At 65.0% G+C, this 26,327-nt stretch carries 25 protein-coding genes; 2 read left to right on the top strand and 23 right to left on the bottom strand.

The window, feature by feature from the left end:
- Positions 1-30: 30 nt before the first annotated feature.
- The 4 genes from ACF3ND_RS07900 to ACF3ND_RS07885 all read right to left on the bottom strand — a co-directional run bounded on the left by ACF3ND_RS07900 (position 31) and on the right by ACF3ND_RS07885 (position 4,230).
- Positions 31-432 (bottom strand): RidA family protein, encoded by a 402-nt coding sequence (locus ACF3ND_RS07900; RefSeq protein ID WP_394065528.1) that lies wholly within the window; start codon positions 430-432, stop codon positions 31-33.
- Positions 429-1,880 carry an aldehyde dehydrogenase family protein gene (locus ACF3ND_RS07895; protein WP_394065527.1) on the bottom strand — a complete coding sequence of 484 codons (1,452 nt, stop codon included), beginning with the start codon at positions 1,878-1,880 and terminating at the stop codon, positions 429-431. Before ACF3ND_RS07895 ends, ACF3ND_RS07900 begins: the two co-directional genes overlap by 4 nt.
- Positions 1,880-3,412, bottom strand: a complete 1,533-nt coding sequence (locus ACF3ND_RS07890; RefSeq protein WP_394065526.1) for an FAD-dependent monooxygenase — start codon at positions 3,410-3,412, stop codon at positions 1,880-1,882. Before ACF3ND_RS07890 ends, ACF3ND_RS07895 begins: the two co-directional genes overlap by 1 nt.
- 125 nt (positions 3,413-3,537) lie before the next feature.
- Positions 3,538-4,230 carry an ArsR/SmtB family transcription factor gene (locus ACF3ND_RS07885; protein ID WP_394065525.1) on the bottom strand — a complete coding sequence of 231 codons (693 nt, stop codon included), beginning with the start codon at positions 4,228-4,230 and terminating at the stop codon, positions 3,538-3,540.
- Between the two features lie 144 nt (positions 4,231-4,374).
- Here ACF3ND_RS07885 and ACF3ND_RS07880 point away from each other — a divergent pair, with 144 nt between their 5' ends.
- Positions 4,375-5,736: an MFS transporter gene (locus ACF3ND_RS07880; protein WP_394065524.1), complete on the top strand. Its 1,362-nt coding sequence runs from the start codon at positions 4,375-4,377 to the stop codon at positions 5,734-5,736.
- A gap of 23 nt (positions 5,737-5,759) precedes the next feature.
- Here the strand turns inward: ACF3ND_RS07880 and ACF3ND_RS07875 are convergent, their stop codons facing one another.
- The 19 genes from ACF3ND_RS07875 to ACF3ND_RS07785 form a co-directional block, all read right to left on the bottom strand.
- A complete protein-coding gene (locus ACF3ND_RS07875) occupies positions 5,760-6,563 on the bottom strand; it encodes an APH(3') family aminoglycoside O-phosphotransferase (protein WP_394065523.1) in 804 nt (267 codons plus the stop codon).
- 204 nt (positions 6,564-6,767) lie between these two features.
- Positions 6,768-7,913 carry a YncE family protein gene (locus ACF3ND_RS07870; protein WP_394065522.1) on the bottom strand — a complete coding sequence of 382 codons (1,146 nt, stop codon included), beginning with the start codon at positions 7,911-7,913 and terminating at the stop codon, positions 6,768-6,770.
- 66 nt (positions 7,914-7,979) lie between these two features.
- Entirely contained in the window at positions 7,980-8,288 is a 309-nt protein-coding gene (locus tag ACF3ND_RS07865; protein WP_394065521.1) for a DUF3325 domain-containing protein, read from the bottom strand.
- Positions 8,285-9,928, bottom strand: a complete 1,644-nt coding sequence (locus ACF3ND_RS07860; RefSeq protein WP_394065520.1) for a PepSY-associated TM helix domain-containing protein — start codon at positions 9,926-9,928, stop codon at positions 8,285-8,287. Before ACF3ND_RS07860 ends, ACF3ND_RS07865 begins: the two co-directional genes overlap by 4 nt.
- Entirely contained in the window at positions 9,925-10,197 is a 273-nt protein-coding gene (locus ACF3ND_RS07855; protein WP_394065519.1) for a DUF3649 domain-containing protein, read from the bottom strand. Before ACF3ND_RS07855 ends, ACF3ND_RS07860 begins: the two co-directional genes overlap by 4 nt.
- 5 nt (positions 10,198-10,202) lie before the next feature.
- Complete coding sequence (locus tag ACF3ND_RS07850; RefSeq protein WP_394065518.1) at positions 10,203-12,608, bottom strand: TonB-dependent siderophore receptor; 2,406 nt, start codon at positions 12,606-12,608, stop codon at positions 10,203-10,205.
- 195 nt (positions 12,609-12,803) lie between these two features.
- Complete coding sequence (locus ACF3ND_RS07845; protein ID WP_394065517.1) at positions 12,804-13,793, bottom strand: FecR family protein; 990 nt, start codon at positions 13,791-13,793, stop codon at positions 12,804-12,806.
- Between the two features lie 75 nt (positions 13,794-13,868).
- Positions 13,869-14,372 (bottom strand): sigma-70 family RNA polymerase sigma factor, encoded by a 504-nt coding sequence (locus ACF3ND_RS07840; RefSeq protein ID WP_394065516.1) that lies wholly within the window; start codon positions 14,370-14,372, stop codon positions 13,869-13,871.
- Between the two features lie 345 nt (positions 14,373-14,717).
- Positions 14,718-15,488: a DUF72 domain-containing protein gene (locus ACF3ND_RS07835; RefSeq protein WP_394065515.1), complete on the bottom strand. Its 771-nt coding sequence runs from the start codon at positions 15,486-15,488 to the stop codon at positions 14,718-14,720.
- A 66-nt stretch (positions 15,489-15,554) separates the two neighbouring features.
- On the bottom strand, positions 15,555-16,160 hold the full coding sequence (locus ACF3ND_RS07830; protein ID WP_394065514.1) for a GrpB family protein: 606 nt from the start codon (positions 16,158-16,160) through the stop codon (positions 15,555-15,557).
- A 77-nt stretch (positions 16,161-16,237) separates the two neighbouring features.
- Positions 16,238-16,327, bottom strand: coding sequence for a hypothetical protein (locus ACF3ND_RS07825; RefSeq protein WP_394065513.1), 90 nt, complete (start codon positions 16,325-16,327; stop codon positions 16,238-16,240).
- 54 nt (positions 16,328-16,381) lie between these two features.
- Complete coding sequence (locus ACF3ND_RS07820; protein WP_394065512.1) at positions 16,382-17,293, bottom strand: LysR family transcriptional regulator; 912 nt, start codon at positions 17,291-17,293, stop codon at positions 16,382-16,384.
- 73 nt (positions 17,294-17,366) lie between these two features.
- A complete protein-coding gene (locus ACF3ND_RS07815) occupies positions 17,367-18,377 on the bottom strand; it encodes a xylose isomerase (RefSeq protein WP_394065511.1) in 1,011 nt (336 codons plus the stop codon).
- Positions 18,378-18,421: 44 nt separating this feature from the next.
- The gene (locus ACF3ND_RS07810; RefSeq protein WP_394065510.1) at positions 18,422-19,465 is read right to left on the bottom strand and encodes a Rieske 2Fe-2S domain-containing protein; all 1,044 of its coding nucleotides are present in this window, start codon (positions 19,463-19,465) and stop codon (positions 18,422-18,424) included.
- Positions 19,466-19,504: 39 nt separating this feature from the next.
- Positions 19,505-20,482, bottom strand: a complete 978-nt coding sequence (locus ACF3ND_RS07805; RefSeq protein WP_394065509.1) for a PDR/VanB family oxidoreductase — start codon at positions 20,480-20,482, stop codon at positions 19,505-19,507.
- A 389-nt stretch (positions 20,483-20,871) separates the two neighbouring features.
- The gene (locus tag ACF3ND_RS07800; RefSeq protein WP_394065508.1) at positions 20,872-21,249 is read right to left on the bottom strand and encodes a DUF4148 domain-containing protein; all 378 of its coding nucleotides are present in this window, start codon (positions 21,247-21,249) and stop codon (positions 20,872-20,874) included.
- 134 nt (positions 21,250-21,383) lie between these two features.
- A complete protein-coding gene (locus ACF3ND_RS07795; RefSeq protein WP_394065507.1) occupies positions 21,384-22,907 on the bottom strand; it encodes an MFS transporter in 1,524 nt (507 codons plus the stop codon).
- Positions 22,908-22,915: 8 nt separating this feature from the next.
- Positions 22,916-24,004 carry an HlyD family secretion protein gene (locus ACF3ND_RS07790; protein WP_394065506.1) on the bottom strand — a complete coding sequence of 363 codons (1,089 nt, stop codon included), beginning with the start codon at positions 24,002-24,004 and terminating at the stop codon, positions 22,916-22,918.
- 20 nt (positions 24,005-24,024) lie between these two features.
- Positions 24,025-25,461, bottom strand: a complete 1,437-nt coding sequence (locus ACF3ND_RS07785; protein WP_394065505.1) for an efflux transporter outer membrane subunit — start codon at positions 25,459-25,461, stop codon at positions 24,025-24,027.
- 81 nt (positions 25,462-25,542) lie between these two features.
- Here ACF3ND_RS07785 and ACF3ND_RS07780 point away from each other — a divergent pair, with 81 nt between their 5' ends.
- Positions 25,543-26,187: a TetR/AcrR family transcriptional regulator C-terminal domain-containing protein gene (locus tag ACF3ND_RS07780; protein WP_394065504.1), complete on the top strand. Its 645-nt coding sequence runs from the start codon at positions 25,543-25,545 to the stop codon at positions 26,185-26,187.
- Positions 26,188-26,327: the final 140 nt, after the last annotated feature.

Raw genomic sequence — 26,327 nt, 5'->3', positions numbered from 1 at the left:
CACCCAATCCTCCGTAGGGGCCGGGCATGGTCAAAGAACGGCCACCACTTGTACTTCCACCAGAAAACCATCCGCGAACAAGGACTGCACTCCCACGACCGTACTGCTGGGCGGGACAGAGCCGTCAGGCCTGGCCCGCGTCAATGCCTGGATCAGGTCGGGCGCCTTGGATGCGTCATAGTCGACGATGAAGATCGTTTCATTGATCACCCGAGAGCGGGACGTCCCTGCAGCCTTCAGGACATGGTCCACATTCTGATAGGCGCGCTCCAACTGCGCCGCCATGTCGCCGTCCACCAGCGCTCCGTTTTCATCCCACGATAATTGCCCCGAGGTATACACCAGACCGGCCTTTTCCAGCACCACCCCATGTGAGACCACTCCCGGCAATTTCGGCAAGTTGTCCGGATTGATCGCGTAACTATTCTTCATCTGCACCCTCCTTTTGGATATGCGTTGCCGGCCTCGTTCTTGATATTGATCACTTGCGCTTGAGTGAACTCCAGCAGACCTTCCTCGCCCAGTTCGATCCCGAAGCCAGACCGCTTGGCGCCGGACTGCGGAATATGCGGCCCTAGATCGATGTGCTGATTGATCCACACGGTTCCGGCCACCAATTGGTTGGCCACGGCCACAGCGCGTTCTGTATTGGATGACCATACCGAGGCGCCCAGCCCGTACTGGCTGTCGTTGGCGCGAGCCACGGCCTCGTCCAGATCGGTATAACGGATCAAGGGCAGCACGGGCCCGAACTGCTCCTCGTCGACCAGCCGGACGCCATCCTGGACGTCCGCCACCAGCGCGGGGCGGATGAAATACCCTTGGCTGTCTGGCACAGGTCCGCCGCAGAGAAGCCGTCCGTGCCGGCAGGCATCGCCCAATAGTTCACTGACCTTCTGATACTGCTGCTGATTTTGCAAAGGCCCCTGCATGGTCATCGGATCCAGGCCATCACCCAGAACAATGGCCTCTGCCAGCCTGACCAGTTCTTCACATAAGCGGTCGTAAAGCGAACTGTGCACATACAAGCGCTTCAATGCGATGCAGGCCTGACCACTGTTGAAGAACGCCGCCCGGATGATGCCAGGGGCGATACGGACGGGATCGGCATCGTCCAGCACAATGCCCGGATCGTTTCCGCCCAACTCCAGCGTCAGCCGCTTCAGGGACTTGGCGGCATTGGCCATGACCTTGTAGCCCGTAGCGGTAGAGCCCGTGAACGAGATCTTCGCCACCAAAGGGTGACTGGTGAGCAGGTCGCCCAGGTCGTTTTTATCGCTGACGACATTAATGACGCCCGCAGGGACTGTATCCGCAATCAACTGCCCCAGAAGCAAGGTGCTCAGTGGAGTCGTGGCCGCCGGCTTGATCACTACCGTATTGCCCGCCAGCAAAGCATGGGGCACTTTGAATGCCAGCAGGAGCAAGGGAAAGTTCCAGGGCGTGATCACCGCCACCACCCCGAGAGGCCGACGAAGCAGAACCGCATGCCGGGTGTCGCTGTCCTCCAGCGTACGCGCCCCGAACTGCGCCTGGGCCGCATAGCGGAAAAACGCGGCGCTGCCCTGCACCTCGTCCAAAGCATCCTTCAGGGGCTTGCCCTGCTCTTGGGTCAACAAGCGCGCCAGTTCTCCGGCATGCCGCTCAATCGTATCGGCAATGCGGCGCAGCGTTTCCCGCCGCTGCTCCAACGGAGTCCGCGACCACATGCAGTAGCTGCCGCTGGCTGCCAGAATGGCCTGTTCGACCTGTTCCTCCGAGGCCCGGGGGCTGTGCGCCAGCACCTGCCCCGAACTCGGGTTGATCACCGCCATGGAACTGGCTCCCTCCGTCAGGACGCCGTTGATCAGCATCCTGAAAGGTCCGGTCTTGGTCTGCATCAAGAAGCCTCCGACACGACGGCGGAAGCGCCGGGCAGGTCCGCTTTCGTCCACAGGAAAGCCAGTTCATCATTCATCTGAGTGCGCAGTTCATGCAAGTCCTGCTCATCGCTGGCCCAGGCCACATACCCGTCGGGTCTGATCAGCGCCGCTGTCAGCCCATCCCAGGCCGTACCGGTCGGCGCCAGGCCGGCGCGCTGAACGATCAGGCGCGTCTGTGCGACTGCCCCGGAAGCGGCGTCCGGGCTTGCCCGACCCGTCAGATCCAGCAGCACATGGCGACCAGAGGACAGCAGACTGAACAAGCCCTGCTTCGTGCCGTTGAAGCTCAGCTCCGGAGCCCGTTTACCAACCAGGGGATGCGCTCGCGGATCCAGGGAGGGATAGGCCACATGCAGGCCCGACAAGCGTTCGGCCAGCGCATTTTCCAGAGGCGGCAGCTCCTTGATCAACTTGTTCAAGAAAGCGCGCAGCTCTATCCCTTCCTGGGTGAAACAGCTCATCAGCGCTGTCTGCGCCTGCGTGTGCTCGAGCAGATCCTGGCCCACCGGATGCCGTTCCTGGTGGTAGCTGTCCAGCAAGGAATCCGGCGCCCAGCCATGCAAGGTGGCCGCCAGCTTCCAGCCCAGGTTCATGGCATCCTGGATCCCGATGTTCAAACCGACCCCGCCCGCGGGCATGTGCTGGTGGGCGGCATCCCCGGCCAGCAAGATACGGCCTTTGCGGTAGCTTTCCGCCTGCCGGCTGGCATTGCTGTACCGGGACAGCCACGAAGGGCTGTGCAGGCCGAAGTCCGTGCCGAAAATGGCGATGACTTTGGCGCGGAGCTCGTCCAGAGCCAGTTCACCCGGCCAGGCGCGATTCACATCATCCGGCGAGATGCCGACCAATCTATGCTGGCCATCGGGAAGTTTCGCCACCATGGCCGTGCCGTTCAGGCCCCATTTCCCTATCATGACGCCCTCGGGCGGCTCGGCCAGCGTCGCGTCGCCCAGCCAGCCCAGCACCGTGGCGTCAGTGCCAGGAAAGGGAATGCCCGCCTGAGTGCGTACCGTGCTGCGCGTCCCATCACACCCTGCCAGCCACTGCGCCTCAGCCGTATATGTTCCACTGGGGCCCTCGATGGCGACCGACACCGAATCGGGCCCTTCCTCAAAATGAGAGACACGCTCTCCCCGCCTGATGTCCGCACCCAGGGCGCGGGCCCGTTCCTGCAGGATGGCCGTGATACGGGCCTGTGGAATCGCCAGCGTAAAGGCGTACTCGGTATTCAGGGGTTTGAAGTCCAGCCTGTGGTCCAGGATGCCAAAGTGCCCGCTGGGAATACGCACGGCTTCCCGCAGCATGGCTTCATGGGCCCCGCGCATGGCAAAAACTTCTATCGTCCTGGGGTGGATCGTGAGCGCCCTGGACTGCGGACTGATGGCGGGCGTCTGCTCGATGACCAGGGTCTGGATGCCGGCCAGCTGGAGTTCGCAGGCCAGCCAGCAGCCCACCGGCCCCGCCCCTGAAATAATGACTTGATAGCGCACTGCCGTCTCCTTACTTTTTTGTTCTGTAATGGAGCAGTCATTTTGTCACTCGCGCATCCAGGCTCGTCTTGTCGAAACGGACGACTTATTGCCTGAAACGGCCATATTTCGGACAGAGGGGCTTTCTAGGGCAGCATCACGCCCAGGGTTTCCCTGAGCCCGGCCGCGCCTGCGGGTGTGAGCAGAACGGCGCGCGAAGCGTCGGACCGTCGGAGCCAGCCTCGCTCGCACAGCAGGCTCATGAACTGTACGCCCAAAGGCCCGGCCAGATGCGGTACGCGTTCCGTCCAGTCCAGACATTGCCGCGCCAGGCCGCGGCGAGTCGGCCGTATGGCTTCGACATCCATCCCCAGATCGCTGAACCAGCGCGCGCCGGCCGGCGTGAGGATGAAGCGTCGGTCCTCCCCCGGCCGGAGGTAATCCTGGTCCAGCAGGGCGCAGGTGACAGCCACCCCGACCTGTCCCGCCAGATGATCGTAGCAACGTCGGCAGAATCGCAAACTTCGTTGCTGCGGGCTAAGGGCCATCGGCCTGGGCGTCGCGCCAGGACGGATCGCCGCGAGCTGCTCCAGCGCCTGGGCGACGTGGGAATCGGCCAGACGGTAGTACCGATGCCGCCCCTCGGTCTCGACCAGGACCAGTCCGCCCGCGCGAAGCTTGGCCAGATGCGCGCTGGCCGTCTGCGCACTCACCCCCGCGGCGCGGGCAAGCGCGCCCGCCGGATGCGCGCGTCCGTCCATCAGCATCGTCAGCATGGCCGCCCGGCTTGGATCGGCGATCAGAAAGGCAGTCGCGGAAATGTTGAAGAAAGTAGACATGGCTGTCTCCTGCTCGGCAACTGAATGCTAACCCATCGGCGTTGCCGCATGGTTCGCCACGCATCGAAGCATTGCCCGAGCCGGGCCTGGTACTGTGCTTGCGTACGGACGGCGCCCGTCCATTCGACTCCCACCGAGCCCGCCATGACCTCTTCCCCTCTCCGACTCGTATTGACGACGCTATGCCTGGCCGTCCTGGCGGCCCAGATCGACACGGCCGTGGTCAACCTGGCAATGCGCCCCATCGGCCTGGACCTCGAGGCGGACATGCGCGCCCTGCAATGGGTGCTGGACAGCTACAACCTGGCCTACGCCGCCTTGCTGCTGACAGGCGGCCTGCTGGCCGACCTCTATGGCCGACGCCGGACATTCATCGCCGGCTCGGCAATTCTCAGCGTCGCGACCTTGATGTGCGCCGCCGCGCCGTCTGCGGAAATCCTGATCGCCGCCCGGGCCTTGAGCGGACTGGGCGCCGCCCTGCTCGTACCCGCGTCGCTGGCCATCATCCGCGTGGCATGGCTCGAACCCGCCGAACGCAGCCGGGTCCTCGGGATCTGGGCGGCCTGCAACGGCCTGGCGATGGCGCTCGGTCCGACGCTGGGCGGAATGCTGATCGAATACGCCGGCTGGCGCAGCATTTTTCTCGTCGTCGCCCCCATCGGCGCGACGGCGGGCACGCTGGCCTGGTCCTGCATCCCGGAATCGTCCGATCCGGGGAAGCGGCATTTCGACGGCACCGCCCAGTTGTCCGGAGCCGCCGCCCTGGGCATGCTGGCCTTTGCCGCCATCGAATGCCGCGAAGCGCCGTACAGGGCGTTGGCAGCCTTATTGGCCGGCGCAACCGCCCTGGCCGTGTTCGTCCGCATCGAGGCTCGTCAAGGCTCGAGCGCCATGGTGCCTCCGGCCTTGTTCCGATCCCGCCCATTCCGCGGCGCCATGGCGGCAACGGCGGGGATGACATTCGGCATGTATGGCGCCTTGTTCCTGCTGCCCCTGGCCTGGCAGGACGCCGGACGTTTCGGCCCTCTGGGCGCAGGTATTGCGCTGATGCCCACGGCGTTGACATTTGTCGCCAGCTCGCCCTGGTCGGGCTTGCTGGCCGTCCGGCATGGAACCCGGCCCCTGGCCGCAGGCGGCCTCATGCTTGCCGGAGCAGGCCTGCTGCTCATCGGCGTGGAAGCGCGGTCGCCTTCCATCCTCGCACAGGAGATCGGCCTGGCCCTGACCGGCCTGGGCATGGGCCTGGCCACCGGCCCTTTGATGGGGGCGGCGGTCGGCGCTGCACCTGCGGAACGATCCGGAACCGCCAGCGCCCTGATCAACGTCGCCCGCATGATGGGAGCCAGCCTGGGGGTCGCCTTCCTGGGCGCCCTGTTTGCCATGCCGTCGCATCCAACCGACGGGCTGCGCGCCGCCATGCTGGCCGGCGGCGCCATCCAGATCGCCTGCGCCGTCTTCACCTGGCGCGCCATTCCTGCGCAGGCACGCAGCCCACAGTGCGCCTGAAACACGACGGCGCGGCGCCGGACTCAGAAGAATTCATCCAGCAGGCGATAGAACTCCATCCGGCCTTCATCCGCTTCCAGACCGTATTCGTGGAAGAACACGTCCACCCACTGCGGACCGAAATTGTGCTCGATGCTGCGCGCCGTCAAGGCCAGGTCCTGGAAACGGTCGGCCACGCCCAGGCGGCCGCAGTCGATGAAGCCCGTGAACCATTTGCCTTCCAGCATCAGGTTCGGCAGGCAGGCATCGCCGTGCGTGACGACCAGATCCTGCGTGTCCGGCCGGCTGGCCAGCAGCTCCTCCCACACCTGTGCGGCGCTCCATCCCTGGCGCGGGCCGTCGAAGGCCGACTCGTCCACCAGCCCGGCCTGCAGACGCCGGCCCGCATCGGCCAGCCTATGTTCCAGGCGATGGTCGAAAGGACAATCCTCGATCGGCGTCTCGTGCAGGATGCGCAAGGCCATGGCGGCCACCCGCAGCACCAGGGCCGGCTGCAGGTCGAACGCGGTCGCCATGTCCTGGCCGGGCACCGCGCTCATCAGCAGGTAATGCCGGCCCTCATGCCGCAAGGCATCGAGCACCGCGGGCGCGGGCAGGCCCACCTGGGCCATCCAGCGCAAGCGTTCGATTTCGCCGGGCAGTTCGCTGAGAGCCGTTGCCGGCTCCGTCTTCAGGAAGACATCCGGCTGGCCGGCGCGCACGATGCGGAACACATCCGCTCCCGACGCCCCAATGGTCTGGCGTTCGAAGCAGGCCTGCGTGAATTCCATGCGCCACGGCGGGGGCACATATTCCTGAGCCTGCTCTTGGGACACCCATACGTTCATCTGACTGGATTCCTTCGACGCCGTCACGGCGCCTTGTCGTTCTTCATGCGCCCGGTACCTCGGGCCTTGCCCCCGGAACGAGGCAGTCGAACATGCTATCGCCATGTCATGACGAAAACAAACGATCAATTCTGGGGGTCGTTGAACAGCGCAGCTTATCCATGACGGCCGGCGGCATCGGCCCGGCGACCCGCCCGAGCCGACTCAGAACGACAGCCGGACCACGCTCTCGGGGCTGCCTTTGGGCTGGTCGCGCCCGTTCTTGACGCTGACGTACAGATCGCCGCTGCGCCCATCCAGAGCCAGACTGTTGGGGTGGGTCGGCAAGGATACGGTCTGCAGCAGCTCATAGCGGCGACTGTCATAGACTTGCACCTGGCCGGATTCCCGGCTGGTGACGTACAGGCGTTCACGATCAGGATCGAGCAAGAGCGCAACGGGCCCCTTTCCCGCAGGCAGGCTGCGCAATAGAGCGCCCGTGGCCGCGTCCATGACCAGCACGCGGTGCCCTTCCCCGCGCCGCTGGTAATCCAGACCGCCCTGCTCCTTGCGCATGCCATCGATCAGCGCCTCTCCCTGGTCCGTTGCGAGAATCCTGCTCTGCTTGCGGTCGAACGCCAGGTTCAGCAACTGGTCCCCTCCGGTTTCAATCACGCGCTCCACTGTCAGGCTGCGCGTGTCCACGCGATGCAGCTGTCCCTGCAGATTGGAGACATACAGCACGCTGCCCGAATGATCCAGCGTCACGCCGGCGACCAGGAAGCCAAAGCCCGGCAAGACGCGTTCGAGGGCCAGCGCGCGCGTGTCCACCACGTACAGGGCGCTGTCGGTGAACCAGGCGCCGGGCGCATACAGTCTGTGATTGCGCGTATCCAGCACCAGCTCGCGCAAACTGTGCGCATAACGCTCTTCGAGTTTGCCGTCCATGCCGCGCGCCTGGATCTTCCGGGCCAGCTGGATGATCGCGATCACCTGGTTGCTGCGCGTGTCGATCACGGTAATGGACGCGTCCAGACCGTTGCCCACATAGAGCCGGTCCGCCGCATCATCCAGGGCCACGCCGAAGCCTTTGCGCTCCAGAGGAATCTCGGCCTGCACGGCCAAGGTCCGCGGGTCCAGGCGCAGGACCTTGGAGGACTCCCCTTTTTCGCCCTGACCGCCGGCCGACACCACAAACAGGGCATCCTGACGCTTGGACAAGGCCAGTTCATACAAGGCAGGAGCCAGGACCTGGCGCTGGATCCTGAGCTGGCCGGCCTGCACGCTGTCGCGGGTCGCGCCGGCCTGGTCTCCGGTCGCCGGCGCCTGGGCGCAAGCGGACAAGGCCAAGGCAATTGGAACGATATACATTAGTCTGGACTTCACTTTCATGGTCATGAAACCTCTCTGCTTGAAAAACGAGAACGGCCTGGCTCCTCATTGCCGGAGCCGAATGCGATTGGCCGCCAGCAAACCGACAAATACCGCTGCGGCCGCCGCGCTGGCATGCCCGCTGCAGGCCACCAGGCCGAATCCCCAACCCATGCTCCTCACGGCCAAAGCCATGGCCAGACCCAGCAGCAACCAGCCCGCCCCGCGCAAGAGACCGGCGGCGCGCCGGCTCAATACCCGCCCCCACCTGTCTTGCTGATGCCTGTCCATGGACAGCGCCAGCCCGGTGAAACCCAGGCAGCACGCCAGGAAAATCCCTATGTGATCCAGCCAGGTGATGTTCAACGCGTTCATGACGCCCCCTCGCTCCGGGCGCCGCCTTCGCTCAGCGGCGCGTGGCGCGCCTTCCTGGCCGGCGCGTGGGCTGGGCGATGCCGGGCGACGCGCAGCGCCAGGCAGGCATGCAGGACCGCGAAAGCCCATAAGGCCAAGTCAAAGCCGGCGAACAGCCAGTCGCCCGCCGCCAGGCTCCCGGCCAGGCCGCGTCCGGCGACAAGCATGTTCAGCACGGGCAGCAGCGCCATCAAAAGGCAGGCCAGCCACAGCAGTTCGGTCCAGGCCCGCCGGGCGGACCGCAGCAGGGCCCAGGCCAGAGTCGCGGCCCAGGCGAGGAAGAAGCCGTGAATCTCCCACTCGGCACGCTGCGCCATCGAGACGGGCAGCAGCCGGTTGAACCAGAAGAAAGCAGGCGTGGCCACAGAAAGACCGGCAATGGCGGCGATATTCAGGCGCTCCACCAGCCTGAAGCCGAAATGCGGTTTCCGCGGGTCCGGCAAACGGGCGCGGCGCTTGACCGTCCACAACACCAGCCCGGTGCCCACCATCGCCGTTCCAGCCAGGCTGAGCAGGAAATACAGCCAGCGGGTCGCCGTGTCGGCGAACCTTCCCAGATGCAGGCCGTACAGCACGCCCTGGGTGGCGGCCGCCGGCCCGGAACCGTCCTTGGCGCGCAGAAGCTCGCCCGTGACGCCGTCGAACAGCAGATACTGCGGAGTCGTGGCGATGCGTTGCGATTGCCGGCGCGCAATGGCCACACGCACGGCCGCATCGCCCGGGTGGTTGATCTGGACAATGCCCGCGCCGCCCGGCCCCCAGCGCTGTTCGGCCTGCTGGATCAGGGGCGCCAGGGCCGGCAGCGGCGCGGGCACGCCGGCTGGCTGACCCGCCGGCAGGAAAAACCGCATCTCGCTGGTCACGGCCTGTCGATCCGCCGCCGAGGGCAAGGCTTGAAGGCCGAAGGGCATGTACATCACCATCAGCGTGACCAGTCCGCTCCAGGTGATCATGAAATGAAACGGCAGGCCCAGCACCGACAGCGCGGCATGCGCATCCAGCCAGGAGCGCTGCCCCTTGCCCCAGCGGAACGTGAAGAAATCCGTGAAGATTTTCTTGTGGGTGATCACGCCGCTGACGATCGCCACCAGCATGAACATGGCGCACAGGCCGGCTAACCAGCGCGCCCACAAGGCCGGCATGTAATGGAAATTGAAATGGAAGGCGTAGAAAAAATCGCCTCCGCGCGTCTCGCGGGCCTGCACGGCCTGCCCCGTGGCCGCATCGAATACGCCGCTGCCGAAACCGCGGCCCGGCAAGTCGGGGCTGCTCCAGAACGCGGAGGCGGCGGGCTGGCGCCCGGAAGGCAGGCTGATGCTGATCTGCCGCAGCGTCAGTCCTTGCTCGCGGACGGCATCGAGCACGTTCTGCACCGTCTGGGCCGGCGCGGGCAGACTCGGCGTCCCGACCAGTTCCGGACGCATGTAGCGCGAGACTTCATCGCGGAAATACGAAATCGTTCCCGTCAGGAACATGGCGTACAGGATCCACCCGACCAGCAGGCCGGTCCAGATGTGCAGGTCGGACATGGTCTGGCGTATGCCGCGAGGCTTGCCTTTCGGGGCCCGCCCCTTGGCTTCCTGGTTGACGGCGCGGCTCATGCGGCCTCTCCCAGCCAGACCCAGGCGGCGGCCGGCAGCAGCGCCAGCGCAACCACGCCCAGTCCCAGCCAGGCGCGCACGGCCGAACGCACGGCGAATACCCAGACCACCGCGCCGGCATGGATCAGGAAGCTGCCCGTCATGCCCAGCAGCACCGCCTCCGAAGGAGCCATCGGCAAGGCGATCACCGCGACGCTCGACAAGGCCGCCAGGCCATAGCCGCCTGCCAGGGCGGCCGTAATGCGCATCAACAAGGAAACAGTATTCATCCGGTTCAGAAGTCCATGGTGGCGGAAAGCATGACCGTGCGCGGCGCTCCCAGGCCCAGGCTGGTCCATTGGGGCATGGCCCAATACGCCTTGTTGCCGACGTTGGCCACACTGGCCCGCAAGGTCAGCGGACGGCCGGACACCTTGGTCGCATAGCGCGCGCCCAGGTCATAGATCGTCCGGCCGGGAACGGACTGGGAGTTGTCCGCGTTGATGTATTGTCTGGATACCGAGGTGGCGTTGGCCGTCAGCGTCAGGCCCTGCGCACCCGGCACGTCCCACTCCAGGCCCAGCTTGGCCTGCAGCCTGGGCAGCCCCGCGGCCATATTGCCCTGGTTCAGGCCGCCTGCGCTGCGGGTCAGCTTCGGATCCAGGTAAGCTACCCCGCCCATCAGGCGCAGCCCTGGCGTCAGGGAGCCGAAGAACGTCCACTCCACGCCCCGGTTGCGCTGCTCGCCCCCGAAGGAAAAGACATTGCTGTACGGATCGGTGTAGCTGCTGGGCCGCTTGATCTCATAAAGGCTGAGCGTATGGGCGAACTCGCCCAGGTCCAGTTTCAGGCCCACTTCCTTCTGCCTGGTCTTGAAAGGCGCAAAGACCTCGCCGGCGTTGGCGGCCGTCATGGGCGCCGTGCTCCCCTGGCTCAGGCCCTCGATGTAATTCATGTAGAAAGAAAGCCGGTCCGTCGCCTGGACCAGCAGCGCCACGGCCGGCGTGGTGGCGCTCTGGTCGTAGCGCGATGTGCGATCGCCGGTGCGCACGTCGAACGTGTCGCTGACCACGGTCTGATGTCGCAGGCCCAGCGTCAACTGGACTCTGTCCTGCGCAAAAGACACGGTGTCGGCCAGGCCCACGCTGTTCAGCCGCAGCTTCGTCTTGGAGATCGCGGGCGCGCTGAAGCTTGACGGCGCCGGCCCCCAGGCCGGATCGTAGATATTGGTGACCCAGTCCGCTCCCAGCACATTGCGGCGGCCGAACTGCTCATCCGTATGCGCATAATGCGTGGCGCTCAGCGACCACTGATGCCCGATGGCGCCGGTCTGGAAACGGCCTCGGACGCCCGCTTCGGCGGAACGCTTGTCCACTTCGAAGAGCAGGTCGCTGGCATTGGTCCGATAGTCGCCGGCGGCATTGAACACCTGCACGGTCTGGACGCTGGTCGTCTTGTATTGGGTCTTGCTGGCCCCGGCGGCCGCATAGACCGTCAGGCTTTCGTTCACGTCGAACTCGCCGCGCACCATGGCGCCCTGATCCCTGGTGTCGAAGAAAGCCCAGCTGGGGTTGAGCAAAGTATCAGGCCTGGGCGGCTTGGGAATGTCCACGCCCGGCGCCAGATTGATGCCGCGGGTCGGGCCGTCGACGCGCTCCTCGCTGGCGTAGAGGTCGGCCGAGACACGCGTGCGCTCGCCGCGCCAATCCAGGCCCAGCGAAGCCAGCTGCGTCTTCTTGTCCTGCTGCTTGATGGCGCTTTCCCCTTCGCGGTACACGCCATTGAAACGGATGCCGAACTGCTTGTCCTCGCCAAAGCGGCTTCCCAGGTCGACGTGTCCGCCGAACTGGGAGTTCGCCATGTATGAAGCCGTCACGCTGGCCAGCGGCTCCTCGCCGGCGCGCTTGGGCACCAGGTTGACGGCTCCCCCGACCGAGCCGCCGGGCGGCATGGCATTGAGCAAGGCCGAGGGCCCCTTGAGCACCTCGATGCGCTCGAACATCTCCGGCGAGGCCCGATAGAACGGCGACACGCCGTACAGCCCATTGAAGGACACATCATTGGTGCTGGAACTGAAACCGCGGATCGAGTAATTTTCCGCGATGATGCCCGTCACGCCCGTGGCGAAGACAGCCGGATCCGTGGCGGCGATGACATCCGTGATGTCGCGGGCCTGCCGGTCGGCAATGAACTTTTCCGTGTAGCTGATGGTGCTGAACGGGGTTTCCATGAAGTCCTTGTCCCCCAGCAGCCCTACCCGGCCGCCCGCCGCCACCTGCCCGCCCTCGTAGACCTGGGGGAGGCTGTCGCGCCGGCCATGCACGGTCACGGCCTCCAGCTGGGTGGCGTCGGACGGGCGGGACAGGGATACGTTCCTGCCGGCGCGCCGGAATTCGATCCCCGTGCCGGCCAGCAGGCGGCGCAAGGCCTCATCCGGCGACAACTGTCCCGACAGCGGCCCGGCCTGGCGCCCATCCACATCGGCACGGGAGAAGAAAATCTGCAGATCGGCCTGCTCGCCCAGCTGCAGCAGGGCGCTGGCCAGCGGCTGGGCGGAAATCTGGATAGCCGGCGGCGTCTGGGCCTGCGTCTGGCCTTGATGAGCGCCCAGAGCCAGAGCCACTGCCATGACCAGTGTGGACAGTCCGCCGTCCCGAGCCCTGGCGCACACAGGCGCATGCAGCATTCTTGTCTTCTTCATTTCGTGCTTCTTCCAATAATGAAGGCGCGCCGCGCGCGCCATACGTCCATCCACGGCGCCCTGCCCGCGCGGCAGGCGCCTCCCTTCATAGAGATAGACGATGGCAGGACGTCAACATCGGAATGAAAATGCGAACCATTATCGTAATAAGATGTTACCAATCCCGAGTGGCGCTGATGAACGTTCATGAGATGCTCAGCGCGCCACGATGCGAGCCCGTCCGTCGGACAGACGATAGACCTGCACGGGCGCGAACTCCGGCAACAGATCCAACAGGGACTGGGCGTCATCAATATTGAAAATCCCCGCAATCCTATGCTGGCGCACCGCCGGGGACTCCAGCCGCGCCGGCTGCGGCAGATAGCGGTTGATTTCGGCAATCGCCTGCTCCAGCGTGGCATCTTCGAACACGATCTTGCCGCGCGTCCACGCCAGTTGCGCATCGATGGACACGGGCCGCACGCCGCTCAGCAACTGATCGGCGCGCCCCTCCACGCCCTGCCCCCGGCTCAGACTCTGCCGGCTACGCCGCCACCAGGGTCCGCTGCTGACCTGCACGGAGCCCGATTGCACAATGATCTGCACGTCGCCTTGTTCATGGCGCACATTGAACTGCGTCCCCGTCACCAGCACATCGGCATCTCCCGCCTGCACCCGGAACGGGCGGGACGGATCAGACTGTACGGAAAAAAACACCTCGCCGCGGCGAAGCTGCACCTCGCGCCGGTCGGCATACAGCCGGACCCGGGCCTGGGTCCCTGAATTCAGGAGCAGCACGGAACCATCTTCCAGGGTGACTTCCCGGCGGGCACCCCGCTCCACGACAAGCAACAGCTCCTGACTGGGCGCCTGCAGCCAGCTTGACCGCCAGATCCCTGCTCCCGCCACGGCGGCCGCGCACGCCCCGGCCATGCCCAAGGCAAAGCGCCGCCGGGCCGGTTGCAACACAGGAGGCGGCGCCACCAGGGCGCGCAGCCGCTCCTGGGGCACATCCAGCGTGGCCTGCCAGATCTGCTCCATATTCCGGTACTGCCTGTCATGCTCAGGATGCTGGTCCCGCCACGCCCGGCACGCCTGGCGCCCTTCGGGCGTCGCATCCCCGGACTGCATGTACGCGAACCAGGCCGCCGCCGCATCCTGGACGTCGTCAAGAGTGTCTGAAGAAATATTGACAGAAGGCTTCATGGACAGATACCGGTACGGCTCCATTCCCGTTCGCAAAACCATGCAGAACGGCAAAGCCGGATCGCGCGGGAATGGTCAGGGCGCATACTTCTGCAGCCTCGCATTCAAATGCTTCAGGGCGCGCGTCATGTGTTTCTCCACCATGTCGCGGGAAATGCCAAGCGATCGGGCAATCTCGGCATGCGTCCAGCCTTCCAGGCGGTGTCGGATATAGACCTGCCGGCAGGGCAAGCTCAACTCCTCCAGGGCTGCAGCCAGGTCATGAACCAGGCGCGCCGCGCGGACATGCGCCTCCACGCTGCCGGCCAGGGGGTGCTCGTCCTCCTCCAGCTCGTGCAGGGGCATGGCCTGCGTGCGCTGGCTGCGCCTATGGCGGTCGATCAGGCCATTGCGCACGCTGCCTTTCAGGTAGGCCAAGGGGTCCTCCACCTGCGCTGCGCCATTTTCCAGGATGCGCACCACGGCATCCTGCATGGCATCTTGCGCATCTTCGTTCGCCGCCGGGCGCCTGCACCATGACCCGATCAGCTCGCTGTAATGAGCGAGCCAGGCTTTGACGGGAGAACGACGGCCGGACATGGGAAGGCGAGCATCAAGACGACATGATAAGGGCCCACATAATAGCAATGATTCTCATTTATAAATAGTTATTTTGCCGCTTGACCATATTGCCTCTACGGTTGATCCGCCTGGAGGCGCACCCCGACCACCGTGCCCACGACGGTCGTGCCCATGCCCGGGGCAGCGTGCAAATGCAGGGGAAGAACGGGAAGAAGCCGCCTGCGCCGCCGTGGCAGCAGCGGATGTAGAACGAACCATGACTGATCAGCCTTATCGTTTGCCAGGACGGCAGTCAGGTCGACACGCCGCCCTGTGGTGCAGGATTGCGCGTTGATTGACGTAAACGCTTACGGCCATTTCAGTTCAACGACCCGGCTTCCCGGAGTCCAGCCTGTGCATCAAGGACAAGGCGTTGGGTATGGCTTGTCCCGCCGCGGTATTGTCGAAAATGCACCAGACCCTTTGCCCCGCCCGGCGGGCAGCGGCGATCCGCGCCGCCGCCGCGGCGATGAACGCCTCGTCATACGCCGAATAGTACATTTGGGGCGCGCCGTGCAGGCGCAGGTAGAGGATATCGGCCTCGCCGACAGGCTCGACTCCAGGCACGGGCGCTGGATGCGCATGAACACAGGCAATGCCCTGCTGCCTGAACATCTCCCCCGCCGCCGCGGTGAACCAGCTTGCATGACGCGGTTCGCAGACGATGGGAACGCTGACCTGTCCGCGCAGCAAGGCAAAGAAACGCGCCGCTTCCAATACATCCAGGCGCAGGCTGGGCGGCAGCTGCACGAGCAGGCAGCCCAGCTTCTCGCCCAGCGACGCAAGCTGGTCCACGAACCGGAGCAGGAGGTCGTCGACGTTGCGCAGCCTGCGCTCGTGGGTGATGGTGCGCGGCGCCTTCACGCTGAACCGGAAGGCGTCGGGCACGCTCGCCGCCCAGCGCGCATAGGTCTTGGCCTGGTGCTCGCGATAGAACGAAGAATTGATCTCCACGGCTGGAAACACCTGGGCATAACGCTCCAGATGGGTGCCCTGCGCGGGGAAATGGGCAGCCGTCGTGGAGGACAGCGCCCAGCCGGCGCACCCCACCAGAACCGGCGACTCCGCAGAAAGGTTCTTTTCATACCCAGGCATCCTTCCCTCCTTCACGAACCTCGGCCGCTCGGACTCCATAACCGGGGCAGAGCGCGAATCCGCGGCTTACGCCAGACCATGGAACTCGAACAGCGCCGCATAGATCCGCCGGATCACGGCCTGCTTGTTCTGGTTGTAGTCCAGCACGGTGCCCGCCCCCACCCTGGCCTGCAGCTTGGCCTGGGCATAGGCCTCGCGATCCTGCTCATGCCCGCGCAGCCAGTCGCGAAACAAAAGATGCCGCACATGCTCGGGGCATTCCGGGCCGAACACATGCAGATTCACGCGCGGCGCATGATGGCGCAGCATGCGGTGCCCGTACCAGGAGCGCTCGCGTATCGTCAGCACATAGCCCAGCTCCGCCAGAGCCGGCACGTAGGACTCCTCCTGCTCCGGATCGGCCACGATCAGATCGATGTCGATCACCGGCTTGGCCGCCAGGCCCGGCACCGCCGTGGAACCCACGTGCTCGATCGCCAGCGCCGCCTCGCCCAGAACGGCGCCGATCTGCGTCTTCAAGGTCTCGAAGCGCTGCGCCCAGACGGGATCATACGGCTCGATGGCAATGTCCTCGCGCGTGGGCTTGTCCACCACCCAGGGATTCTCATCGGGGTCGCCAGCCTCGAAATAGGTGATGCCTTCAACGTGGCGCCAGGGAAATTCTTCAGCCATCAACGGTTCCTTTATATCTTGCCCGCCAAAGGGTGTTCGTGTTCATGAAGTTCTTTTCAGAATGCGGCGCGACTCGTTCAACACGCGGGCGGCCAGGCAGGCTGCTGCTGAGTAAGGCAGTGTATGCCGCCCCCGCCATGAGCAAGGTAAGTGATTTTTACCGGCACGATTTCACATGCATCTGCTTATGCCACCCATGCCGCACGATGCTGTCCGGCCAATCAGAACTGCTCCCCCTGCAGCCGCGACAGCTCTTCCCGCAGGATCGCGACCACGGCGTCCACCGCCGGCGGCAGGGAGCGCGCCGAACGTATGCACGCTTGCAGGCGGACCCGAATCACGGGCGCCTTCAAGGGAAGATAGGCGAGCCGCCCCGTCGCACGCATTTTCGCCAGGCCTATGGATGTCTGGAACGCCACGCCATGCCCGCGCATGGCCAGCTGGCGCATCAATTCAATGGAATTGGTCTGCGCGATCAGCCTGGCCTGTGCGCCGTGCTTTTCCAGCAGCGGCGCCACCAGGGCGTGCAGCGCCAGGTCCTCGGAGGCCAGGATCAGCGGATAGGCCGCGCATTGGGCGAATGACACGGAGCGGCGGCCGGCCAGGGGGTGCCCGGCCGCCACGATGGCGCCCAATGTGAACTCCCCCTGGCCGACACTGCTCAGTTCGGGGTGCGCCGGCAAGCCAAAGCCGATGCCGATATCCACGTCGCCGGCGCGGACCTGATCGGCGATGTCCGCCGAACCCATGGTGCAGGTATGGATGGTGATCCCGGGATGCCGCTGCATCACCCTGTCCAGCACCAGGGGCAGGAAATCGAGGCTCAAGCCCTCGACGGCGCCCAGCTTGACCTCGCCGCCCTCGATGCCCATCAGGCGCTCGATTTCCGCTTTTGCCCGCTGCTCGTCCTGCAGCACCGTGAGCACATGCCGGGTGAATATCCGGCCGGCTTCCGTCAAACGCAAACCGCTGGGCAGGCGTTCGAACAAAGGCGTACCGATCTCTTCCTCCAGGTTGAGCAACTGCCGGTTCACCGCCGAGCTGTCCACATGCAGTTGCCGGGCCGCTTCCCGTATCGATCCCGCCCGTCGGATGGCATCAAAATAGCGGATGGATCGGGCATGTATGCTCACGTTGGCGCCTTGTCTGAACAGGGAGGAAGCGGCGGGTCGCTGCCGCCCCATCATTTAACTGCATTGGCGGCGCCTAGTACATCACCGCGGGACCGGCCGCCGCGGTCTGCCTTTCGCGCTTGATCTGCTCCCAGGTGCGCTTGAACCATTCGGCAATGGCCACGTTCTGTTCGAACAAGGAGTACTTCACCCCGCCCCCATAGTCAGGCATGTCTATCATGTCCGTGGTGATGTAGCGCAGCGGACAGTCCGGCGTGTCCCGGTGGTGACGCAACACGCGCCGCACCACTTCCTTGCACGGCTCCACGCGGTAGGCGTTCCAGTGCAGGTGCCACTGGCCCGGCGCGGGCTTGAAGAATGGATACTGGCAGGCCCGCCCGTACGTGCCGCCCTCCTTGAGTTCCCAGGGATTCTTGGGGCCATTGGGCGACACCGGCCGTATCTGGAGCCAATGCGTCATGTTCATGCCTATCCACTCATCGATCACATTGCCTTCCTCGTAAGGATCGATGATGAAGGTTCCGGCTTCTATGTCACCGCGGATGCCGCTGACATCCTGCTCTTCGGGGTTGTCGACCTTCAACAGCACATGGCTGTGGTCCAGCACGAAGTTGAAGGGCGCGCCGCGCCGGCGCACCTGCTCGGCCACCGGACTGATACGCCGCAGATCCTCCGACCACATGTAGATGTGCACTTCGAAGCCGATTTCGATGCCTATCCTGCGGCCCAGATCGTAGGCGTGCAGGTAGAAGTCGACCACCTCCTGGTCGGTGAGCACATGGCCTTGCGCATGGCGCGCGAGCAGCATGATGTTATGGAATTCGCCCCCCGCTTCCTTGCACAGGCGCAGGTTCTTCTCCAGCAGGCCTTCGTCCCGGCCCGCCGTGTAGGACCACAAGCCGGTGCGTATGGGAATGCCGTGCTTGTCGGCGGCCCGCAGGTACTCCTTCTCCGCTCCCGGTTGAGGCATGCGATCGAAGTGATCGAACACTCCCGACTCCTTCAGCATGCGGAACTGCTCATCCACCGACACAGGCTTCGTATGCTGTATGCCCCGGCCATTGCAGCCAATGGAAAACTCCATGCTTGATCTCCTTGAGTACTGGTTTTTTCTTTTGCCGGGACGGACTATGCCCCGGCCTTGTCGGCAGCGCCTTCTTCAGCCTGCAGACGCTCTATCATTTTTCGTATGCGCGCCGGCGCATTGTCTATCCCCAGCCGGGTGTACTCGCGCACGCCGGTGCGCTCCTGCTCGCACTGGATGCGAGCCAGAATCTCGGCGTCCTCCTCGAAGGTCAGCGTCATGAAGCGCACGACATCGTCCGACACCTGCGCATCATCCGGATGATAGTTGCGCACGTGCAACCAGAAATAATGGGTCGTGGACTCTGTTTCCGGAGTCAGGAAATTGAAGCTGTAGGACCGGAAGCCCTGGTCCTTGTTGTCCTCGGTCGGCTCGACGCCGGCATCCACACAACCGAAATCGACACAGGAAACCGAAGGCAGGTGCAGATAATAGTATTGCCAGCGATCCGTCATGCCCTGGAAGTCGGCCATGCGCTCGACCAGCGGCACCGGCGGCGCATTCCTGATCCATCGATAGGCCAGTACATGAGAGTCGCCCTGCTCTATCTTGACGCCGACGTTCTCGCCGGCTGAATTGCCGATGGTTTTCTTGTGCACATACGTCGTATGGGCGGGATCGACCAGGTTGTCGGTGATGTTCAGGTAGTTGGTCTTGAAATGCAGGTACTGCCCGTCCACCAGGCCCCAGCCATCCTCTTTGTAGCGAGGCACGTCGACGATGGCATGATGGTGCGCCAGGGCCGGATCGCCCATCCAGATCCAGACCGCGCCGTACTTCTCCTGCAAGGGGAAGGAGCGCACCCTGGCGGTGGGCGGGATGTTCTGCTGTCCGGGAATGCGCACGCAAGCTCCGGAACAGTCGAACTCCATGCCGTGATAGCCGCATTGCACATGATCGCCCTGCAGCTCGCCCAGCGACAAAGGCGCCAGCTTGTGCGGGCAGCGGTCCGCCAGCGCCGCGGGCGCGCCGTCCTCGCGACGGTACAGCACCACCTGCTCGCCCAGAATGGTGCGCGGCAACAGCCGGCGGCCGACCTCTTTGCTCCAGGCCGCCACGTACCAGGCATTTTTTACAAAAGTCCCCATTCACGTCTCCATTTTTTAGAAAGGCAGAAAAGACCGGACTCACGCATCCAGCACCAATTCGTCGCTTCGAGCCCGGGACACGCACACGCACATCAGGCGGTCCTCTTCGCGATCGCTGTCCGACAGCGCATAGTCGCGGTGCTCGGGCGTGCCGGCCAGCACGCGCACGGCGCACGCGCCGCATTCGCCGCGGCCGCAATCGAACATCGGATCGACGCCCGCCTCGACCATGGCCTCGAGAATCGACTGCCCTGCCGGAACGTCCAGCGTCAAGGCGCTGCGCTGCAGCACGACCCGGCAGGGACGATCCTGCTCCCGGGACGCCGGTGCGCCGAACAGTTCGAAATGCACGTGACTGGACGGCCACTGCAAGGCCTTGGCTGCGGCGATCACCGCATCAATGAGAGGACGCGGGCCGCATACATAGACATGCCGCCGCGCCGCCGGCTCGCCCAGGACCTGCATGACGGACAAGCCTTTGCTTGGTTCGCCCTCATCGAAGTACAAACTGGCGCGCGGGCCGCACAGCGCCTGCACGACCTCCTTGTAGGCCATGCCCTGCGGGCTGCGCGACGCATAATGCAGAACATAGGGCATGCCGCTCGAGGACAGCGCATGCGCCATCGACAGGATGGGCGTGATGCCGATTCCCCCGGCGATCAGGACCGCTTCATGCTCCTGGTCGCACAAGCCGAAGTCATTCCTGGGCAGTCCCGCCTTGAGCCTGTCCCCCACCTGAAGCGCATGCATGAAGCGCGAACCGCCGCCTCCCTGGGCCTCGAGCTTGACGGCAATCTCATACTGGCCGGACTGCCGGGTGCTGTTGATCAAGGAATAAGAACGATGCTTCACCGCGCCGCCGTCCGGCGCCACGTTCACCATGATGTGCGCCCCAGCCGCAAACACGGGCAGGGACCCGCCGCCGGCGGCGCGCAAAGTGATTGCCTTGATCTGTGCAGTCAGCGATTGAACATCGCTCACCACCAGCTCCAGCGGCCACTCAGAAAAACTGGACATGCGTTCTCCCTCGATCCGGTGCACAAGAGCGCCCGGACCCTGCTTCAAAGAAAAATCAAACTCTTGGAAAAAGCCGGCGTTCAATCAAGCGGCAGCGGTGTCTTTCATCATGGGCTCCTTGTGTTTTGCTTCTGATTTTTGTGATCAGTATAGTGAGCCGGATGCGCTGTTCATATTGGCAAATAAACAGCATAGCGCTGCAAATTTTGCAGCATTCGGAACGCGACCTGTTCTTTCGTGTGGCGACGCACGGGGCCGGCCCGCAGGCACAGCTTGCCGCAGCCTGCATAAGAAAACGCCCCGTCACTGTCGAATCGCGGACGGGGCGAAAAAGCGGCGCCCTTGGAGCCTGCGCCAAGCGGCAATGGCGCCCGGGGCGCGCCGCACCCTCAAGGTTCTACATGACGCAGCAAGCCCCGGACGCGAGCCTGTTCGAGTTCACGCAGGACCTCGTCGCGCGACTTGCCCGGCCCTTGTGAAATGACGACGGGATAGTCACTGTCCGCCACGTTCAACAGCCCTTGGGCTCGCGCTTGCTGCAGTTCGCGCTCCACCTGCTCGCGCGACTTCTCCGGCCCGCTCCGATCCAGGATCGGATAGTCGCTGTCTGTCACGGGGATCAGGCCCCGGCTGCGCGCCTGCTCGAGCTCCGCCCTCACCTGCTGGCGCGTCAGACCGTCCTGGCCATCCGTACCGGCAGCCTGTACCCAGCTCGCAGGCAGGACAAGCGCGGCCACCATGCTTGCGGCCATGATTCGTACTTTCATCTTTCAACTCCTTTTAAAAAACGCTTTCGGTCTCGGCGGCTCCAGGACGTTCCTTTCCCGCCCCAACCGTGCGCATGACAAGAAAAACAAACTAACAACGTTAGATTAAAAGCAAAAAAATAGCGGCTGACGGCTCAGGAAACCGGCGCCGCGAACGGCGGCACAATGGGATTGGGCGGCGATGAACGCAGTCCCATTGCCAGAAGCAAAGCCGTCAGGCTGGTCCAGAACACCAGGTTGAAGCCGTCGATATAGGCGATGACCTGGGACTCGCGGGCCAGGACCTGAGCAAGCTGCGCCAGTCCTGCGCCCGCCCTTTCGATCGCCAAGGGCGATCCCGCCTGCACGTGCAAGTCCAGGGAAGCCCGGCTCAGATCGCCGGCGATGCGCAGCCAGGCCGTCATCACGGTGCCCGCCAGCACCGGCGTCAAGACACGCGCCACCGGCACGTAGGCGCCCAGCGCCGCCGCATGGACCGGATTGAGATTGGTGACGAACGCCGCGATCAGACCGATGAGCATGATGCACTCGCCTACGGACTGCAGGATCAGGATTCCGACGAACTGCTCGACCCGCCAGTCATGCGAGAGCTGCGCGCCCATCCGGGCCACCAGCGCAATCACGATCAGTCCGGCCATGATCAGGAACCGAGGCTCGATCCTGCGGCCCAGATAGACCGCAAGCGGCGTGCACGCCAGGTAGGCGGCGAACGCAATCAGGGCGGCCGTGCCCGTCTGCATGGGCTTCAACCCGCCCATCAGGCCCAGAAATGCCGGGATCAGCAGGGAGGTTGGAGTCATCAGCACGCCGAACAGGCAGGCGATGGCCAGGCAGATGCGGATGTTCCTGTTCCCCAGAGGAGCCAGGGCGCCGAACAGGGACGGATGGCGCGCCGCGCGCAGGACGGCGGCCCCGAACAGGATCAGGCCGCCCGCCAGGCTGGATGCCACCAGGCCGGAATCCATCCAACCCAGGCGCTCGGCCGGCTCCACGCCCAGGAAGATCAGCCCCAGGCCGCCGCAGAACAAGGCCATCCCGCCCCAGTCGGTCCGGCTCAAGCCGTCCTGGTCCACGGGCGCCATGGGCACCGCCTTCCAGACCAGCAAAGCGATCAATGGCCCCACACCTGCGGCGGTCCAGTAGATCCAGCGCCAGTCCAGCTCCTCGACGAACCACGCAGACACGCCCATGCCCGCGTCCATGCCCGTCGATACCCGCAGGCTGTACGCCGCCATGACGAGCAGCCACAGTCCGGGCCGCACGCTGCGCAGCGCCAGCGAGGCCGTCAAGGGCAGGTACACCCCCAAGCACAGCCCCGCAAGCAGATGCAGGGCCACCAGGGCGGGATAGTGGTGGGCGCAGAACGGTATGGCCAAGGTTGCGGCCCCCAGGACCAGGCTAGGGATGCACAGCACGCGCGCGGGCCCGATCGTCAGGGCCAGCCAGGGCACGACGGGCATGGTCAATAGCTGCGCCCCGTTCAAGGCCGTTCCCAGCCAGGCGGCTTCCAGCACGTCCAGCCCGAACTGGCCGCGCAGGTCGGGCAGCGCGGCGGAAAACAGCCTGCCCTGCAGCGTGGTGAGCACGGCGCCCAGGAAAATGGCGGCCACGGTCAGGGAGGGGCGCGCAACAGCGGCATTGGCAAGAAGACGAGGCACGCGCGCCATCATCGCCGCCCTCCCGCCGCCGCCTGCGCGAGCGAACCCTGGTAATCGGGGACCACGTCTCCCCGCGTGTCGATACGGGTCTCGACCGACATGCCCGGCCGCAGGCTGTCCAGTCCCTCCTGGCCCGGTTCGAGCTCGATGCGCACCGGAATCCGCTGCACGACCTTGGTGAAATTCCCCGATGCATTATCCGCGGGCAGCAGGGCCGACTTGGCGCCGCTCATGGGCGCCAGCTCCCCCACCCGGCCGCGGAAACGCCGCCCGGGCAAAGCGTCCACCGCAATCTCCACGGGCTGGCCGCGGCGCACATGAGCAAGCTGGGTTTCCTTGTAATTGGCCATCACATAGGCCTGGCCGGACGGCACGATGGACACGACCTGCGTTCCAGGCGACACCAGACCGCCCAGCTGCACATGGCGCCGGCCCAGCACGCCGTCGAACGGCGCCACCAGACGCGTATGCTCCAGCTCGCGCTGCGCCAGCTCCAGGGCCGCCTGCGCCGCCTCCACATCGGCCTGGCGCAGGCTGCGCTGGCCTTGCAGCACCTCCAGGGTCTTGCCGGCCAGCTCCAGCTGGGCCTGCGCCGCATCGCGCAGACTCACGGCATGGTCCAGTTCAGCCTGGGCGCGCTCGAACAGTTGGCGCGACAACGCGCCCTCCCGGACCAGGTCCGCCTGCCGGGCGGGATCGCGGCGATACTGGCGCACGCGCACCTGGGCGGCGCTCAGCCTGGCGCGTTCCTGGGCGACGCCGGCCTTCTGCTGAGCCAGCTCCGCATCCAGATTGTCCAGGCTGGCCTGCGCCCGGTTCAAGGACGCCCGGGCGGCGGACACTCGCGCCTGCGCGTCGCCATCGTCGATGCGCGCCACCAGCTCCCCCGCCTTCACCGGCTGATAGTCGCCCACCGGCAAGGCCCGGACGTAACCGGACACCCTCGCGCTGAGAATCGCCGCGTCCGATTCCACGAAGGCATTCTGGGTTGTCTGGACGGTGCGCCGGCTGGTCCACGCATCCCATTGGCCGGTCGCCGTCGCAACCAACGCGACCATCGCCACGCACGCCGCCCAGGGCGCCAGGCGCCGAATCATCGTCTTTCGTTCCTGCCTACTCATTCTTTTTCTCCTGCCACATCATTCGTGGCGTCAAACCCGCCCCCCAATGCCCGGATCAACTCCACGCCCAGCGCGGCGGAACGGACCTTCAGGTCCAGGCTCCGGCGGCGCTCCTGCAACAGCGCATCCTGGGCGTTGAGCACGGTCAGGTAATTGCTCAGCCCTCTTTCATACTGGCGACGGGCCAGGTCGAACGCCGCCTGGCGGGCGTCCAGCGTTTCTTGCTGCGCCTGTTGCTGCGGAGCCAGGGAATCGAGCGAGACCAATTGATCAGCCACGTCCCGCACGGCGTTCAACAGTGCCCGGTTGTAGCTTTCCACTGCGGCATCCAGTTCCGCGCTGCGCGTCTTCAAACGCGCCCGCAGGCGGCCGGCATCAAAAATCGGCAGGCTGATCGCCGGCTCCACGCCGTAATGGCGGCTGCCGGCGGCCAGCCAGTCCCCCAGGCCCAGGGACAGGCCGCGTCGGGCGAGGCCGGCAAATGCGCGCAGGCTGATATTCGGATAGAAGTCCGCCTTGGCAGCCTGGGCGGACTGCGAAGCGGCCTCGACCCGCCAGCGGGCGGCCACGATGTCCGGCCGCCGGCCCACCAATTGCGCCGGCACCAGCGACGGCGCCTCATCCGCGCGCATCGTCGTCAAGATGGGTGCGGCATCAGACAGAGCGTCGACGGGCAGACCCGCCAGAGCCGCCAGGGCATGGCGCTGCAGGCGCGCCTGTTCCAGCAGGCTGCTGATGTCTCGCCGGCTGGACGCCACGTCGGCCTGCGCCTGCCGGTACTCGACATCCGTGTCCAGCCCGGCTTGCCGCCGGTGTCCCACGATCTGCACAGTCTGCTCGCGCAGCGCCAGCGCCTGCTCCGCCTGGCCCTGCGCCTCCACCAGACGGGCCAGTTCGAACCAGCCCTCCGCCAAGCGGCTGGCCAGGAGCAGCCTTGCCTCATGGACTTCCGCCTCCCGCGCCGCCGCCTCGCCCAAAGCCGCCTGGAACGCCGCGCGCTGCCCGCCCCAGAAATCAAAGCTGTGATGGATCTGGGCGCTGACGACGCCTGTGGTTCCATAAGAGCCCGCCAAAGGGGGGCCCGCATCATATTCTTGCGCGAAGCGCTTGCGCTGCACGCTGCCCGTCGCATCGAGTTGCGGTCCGCGTTCCGCCTGGACCTGATCGGCCAGCGCGGCGGCCTGCGCCAGCCGCGTCTGCGCCATGCCCAGATCCGGACTGTGTTGCAAGGCCTGGGCAATCAACTGGTTCAGCATGGGATCCTCATAGCGCTCCCACCACTGGTCCTGCGGCCAACGGACTGCCGCCTGCCGCCGGGCGCCGAACGATTCGGCGGAATAAATGCCTTTTCGGGGGCCTTTGTCCACATCCCCCATCCCGGCGCATCCCGCCAGCATCGCGCAGAGCAGGCTGGAAAAAATGATTGGCTTCATAGCAACCTAACAGTGTTAGTTTATTTTCAAATGATACACTAACATCGTTAGATTCAAAACTCATTTTCAGGAAGGCGTTGCATGAAAGCACCCAAGATCCAACGCGACCATGTCATCCGCACAGCGCTGAATCTGCTGGACCAGGACGGGCTCGAAGGCCTGACCATGCGCAAACTGGCCCAGGCGCTGCAGGTCCAGGCCCCTTCCCTGTACTGGCACTTCAACAGCAAGCAGGCCCTGATCGACGGCATGGCCGACGCCCTGGTCGACTCCGTCGCCCGGTCCTTCCCAGACGGCCAGAACTGGGATGCGCGCGTGCGGCAGGTGGCCGGCGAACTGCGCCAGGCGCTGCTCAGGCACAGGGACGGCGCGCGGGTCTTCGCCGGGACCTATGTCGTGACGGACAATGTGCTGCGCACGGGCGAAGCCATGATCTCCGCTTTCATCCAGGCCGGCGCCGCTCCTGACCTGGCCGCCGCTTCCAGCTTCAGCGTCACCTACTTCGTGCTGGGCCTGGTCACCGAAGAGCAGGCGCTGGGCCCGGGAAGCACGCTGGACCTGGTCACGCGAAAACAGGCCTTCCTGGCCTGCGCACAGGAAAAATTCCCCCAAAGCTGGACAGCCCGCGACGCCATCTTTTCCGAAGACTTCAACAGCCGCTTCACGACGGGGCTGGACCTGCTGATCAGCGGCTTCAGCCAGCGCATCGCAGAAGCGCAGCCGTAAAGATCCGCTCAAATGGAAAACGCCCGCCGGTTCTTGCCGGCGGGCATTGGGTTTCGAAACGCGCTATCAGGCTGGCTGGCGGAATGCCGCTTCGGTCAAGCCTGTGCTGTATGTCCTTCAGGCAATGAGGCACGGTAATG

Source organism: Alcaligenes sp. WGS1538, from assembly GCF_043187505.1.
In the GTDB taxonomy this organism is placed as follows: Bacteria; Pseudomonadota; Gammaproteobacteria; order Burkholderiales; family Burkholderiaceae_B; genus Alcaligenes.
The sequence above is the reverse complement of the archived record's forward strand: the minus strand, read 5'-3'. Positions and strand labels throughout refer to the sequence as shown.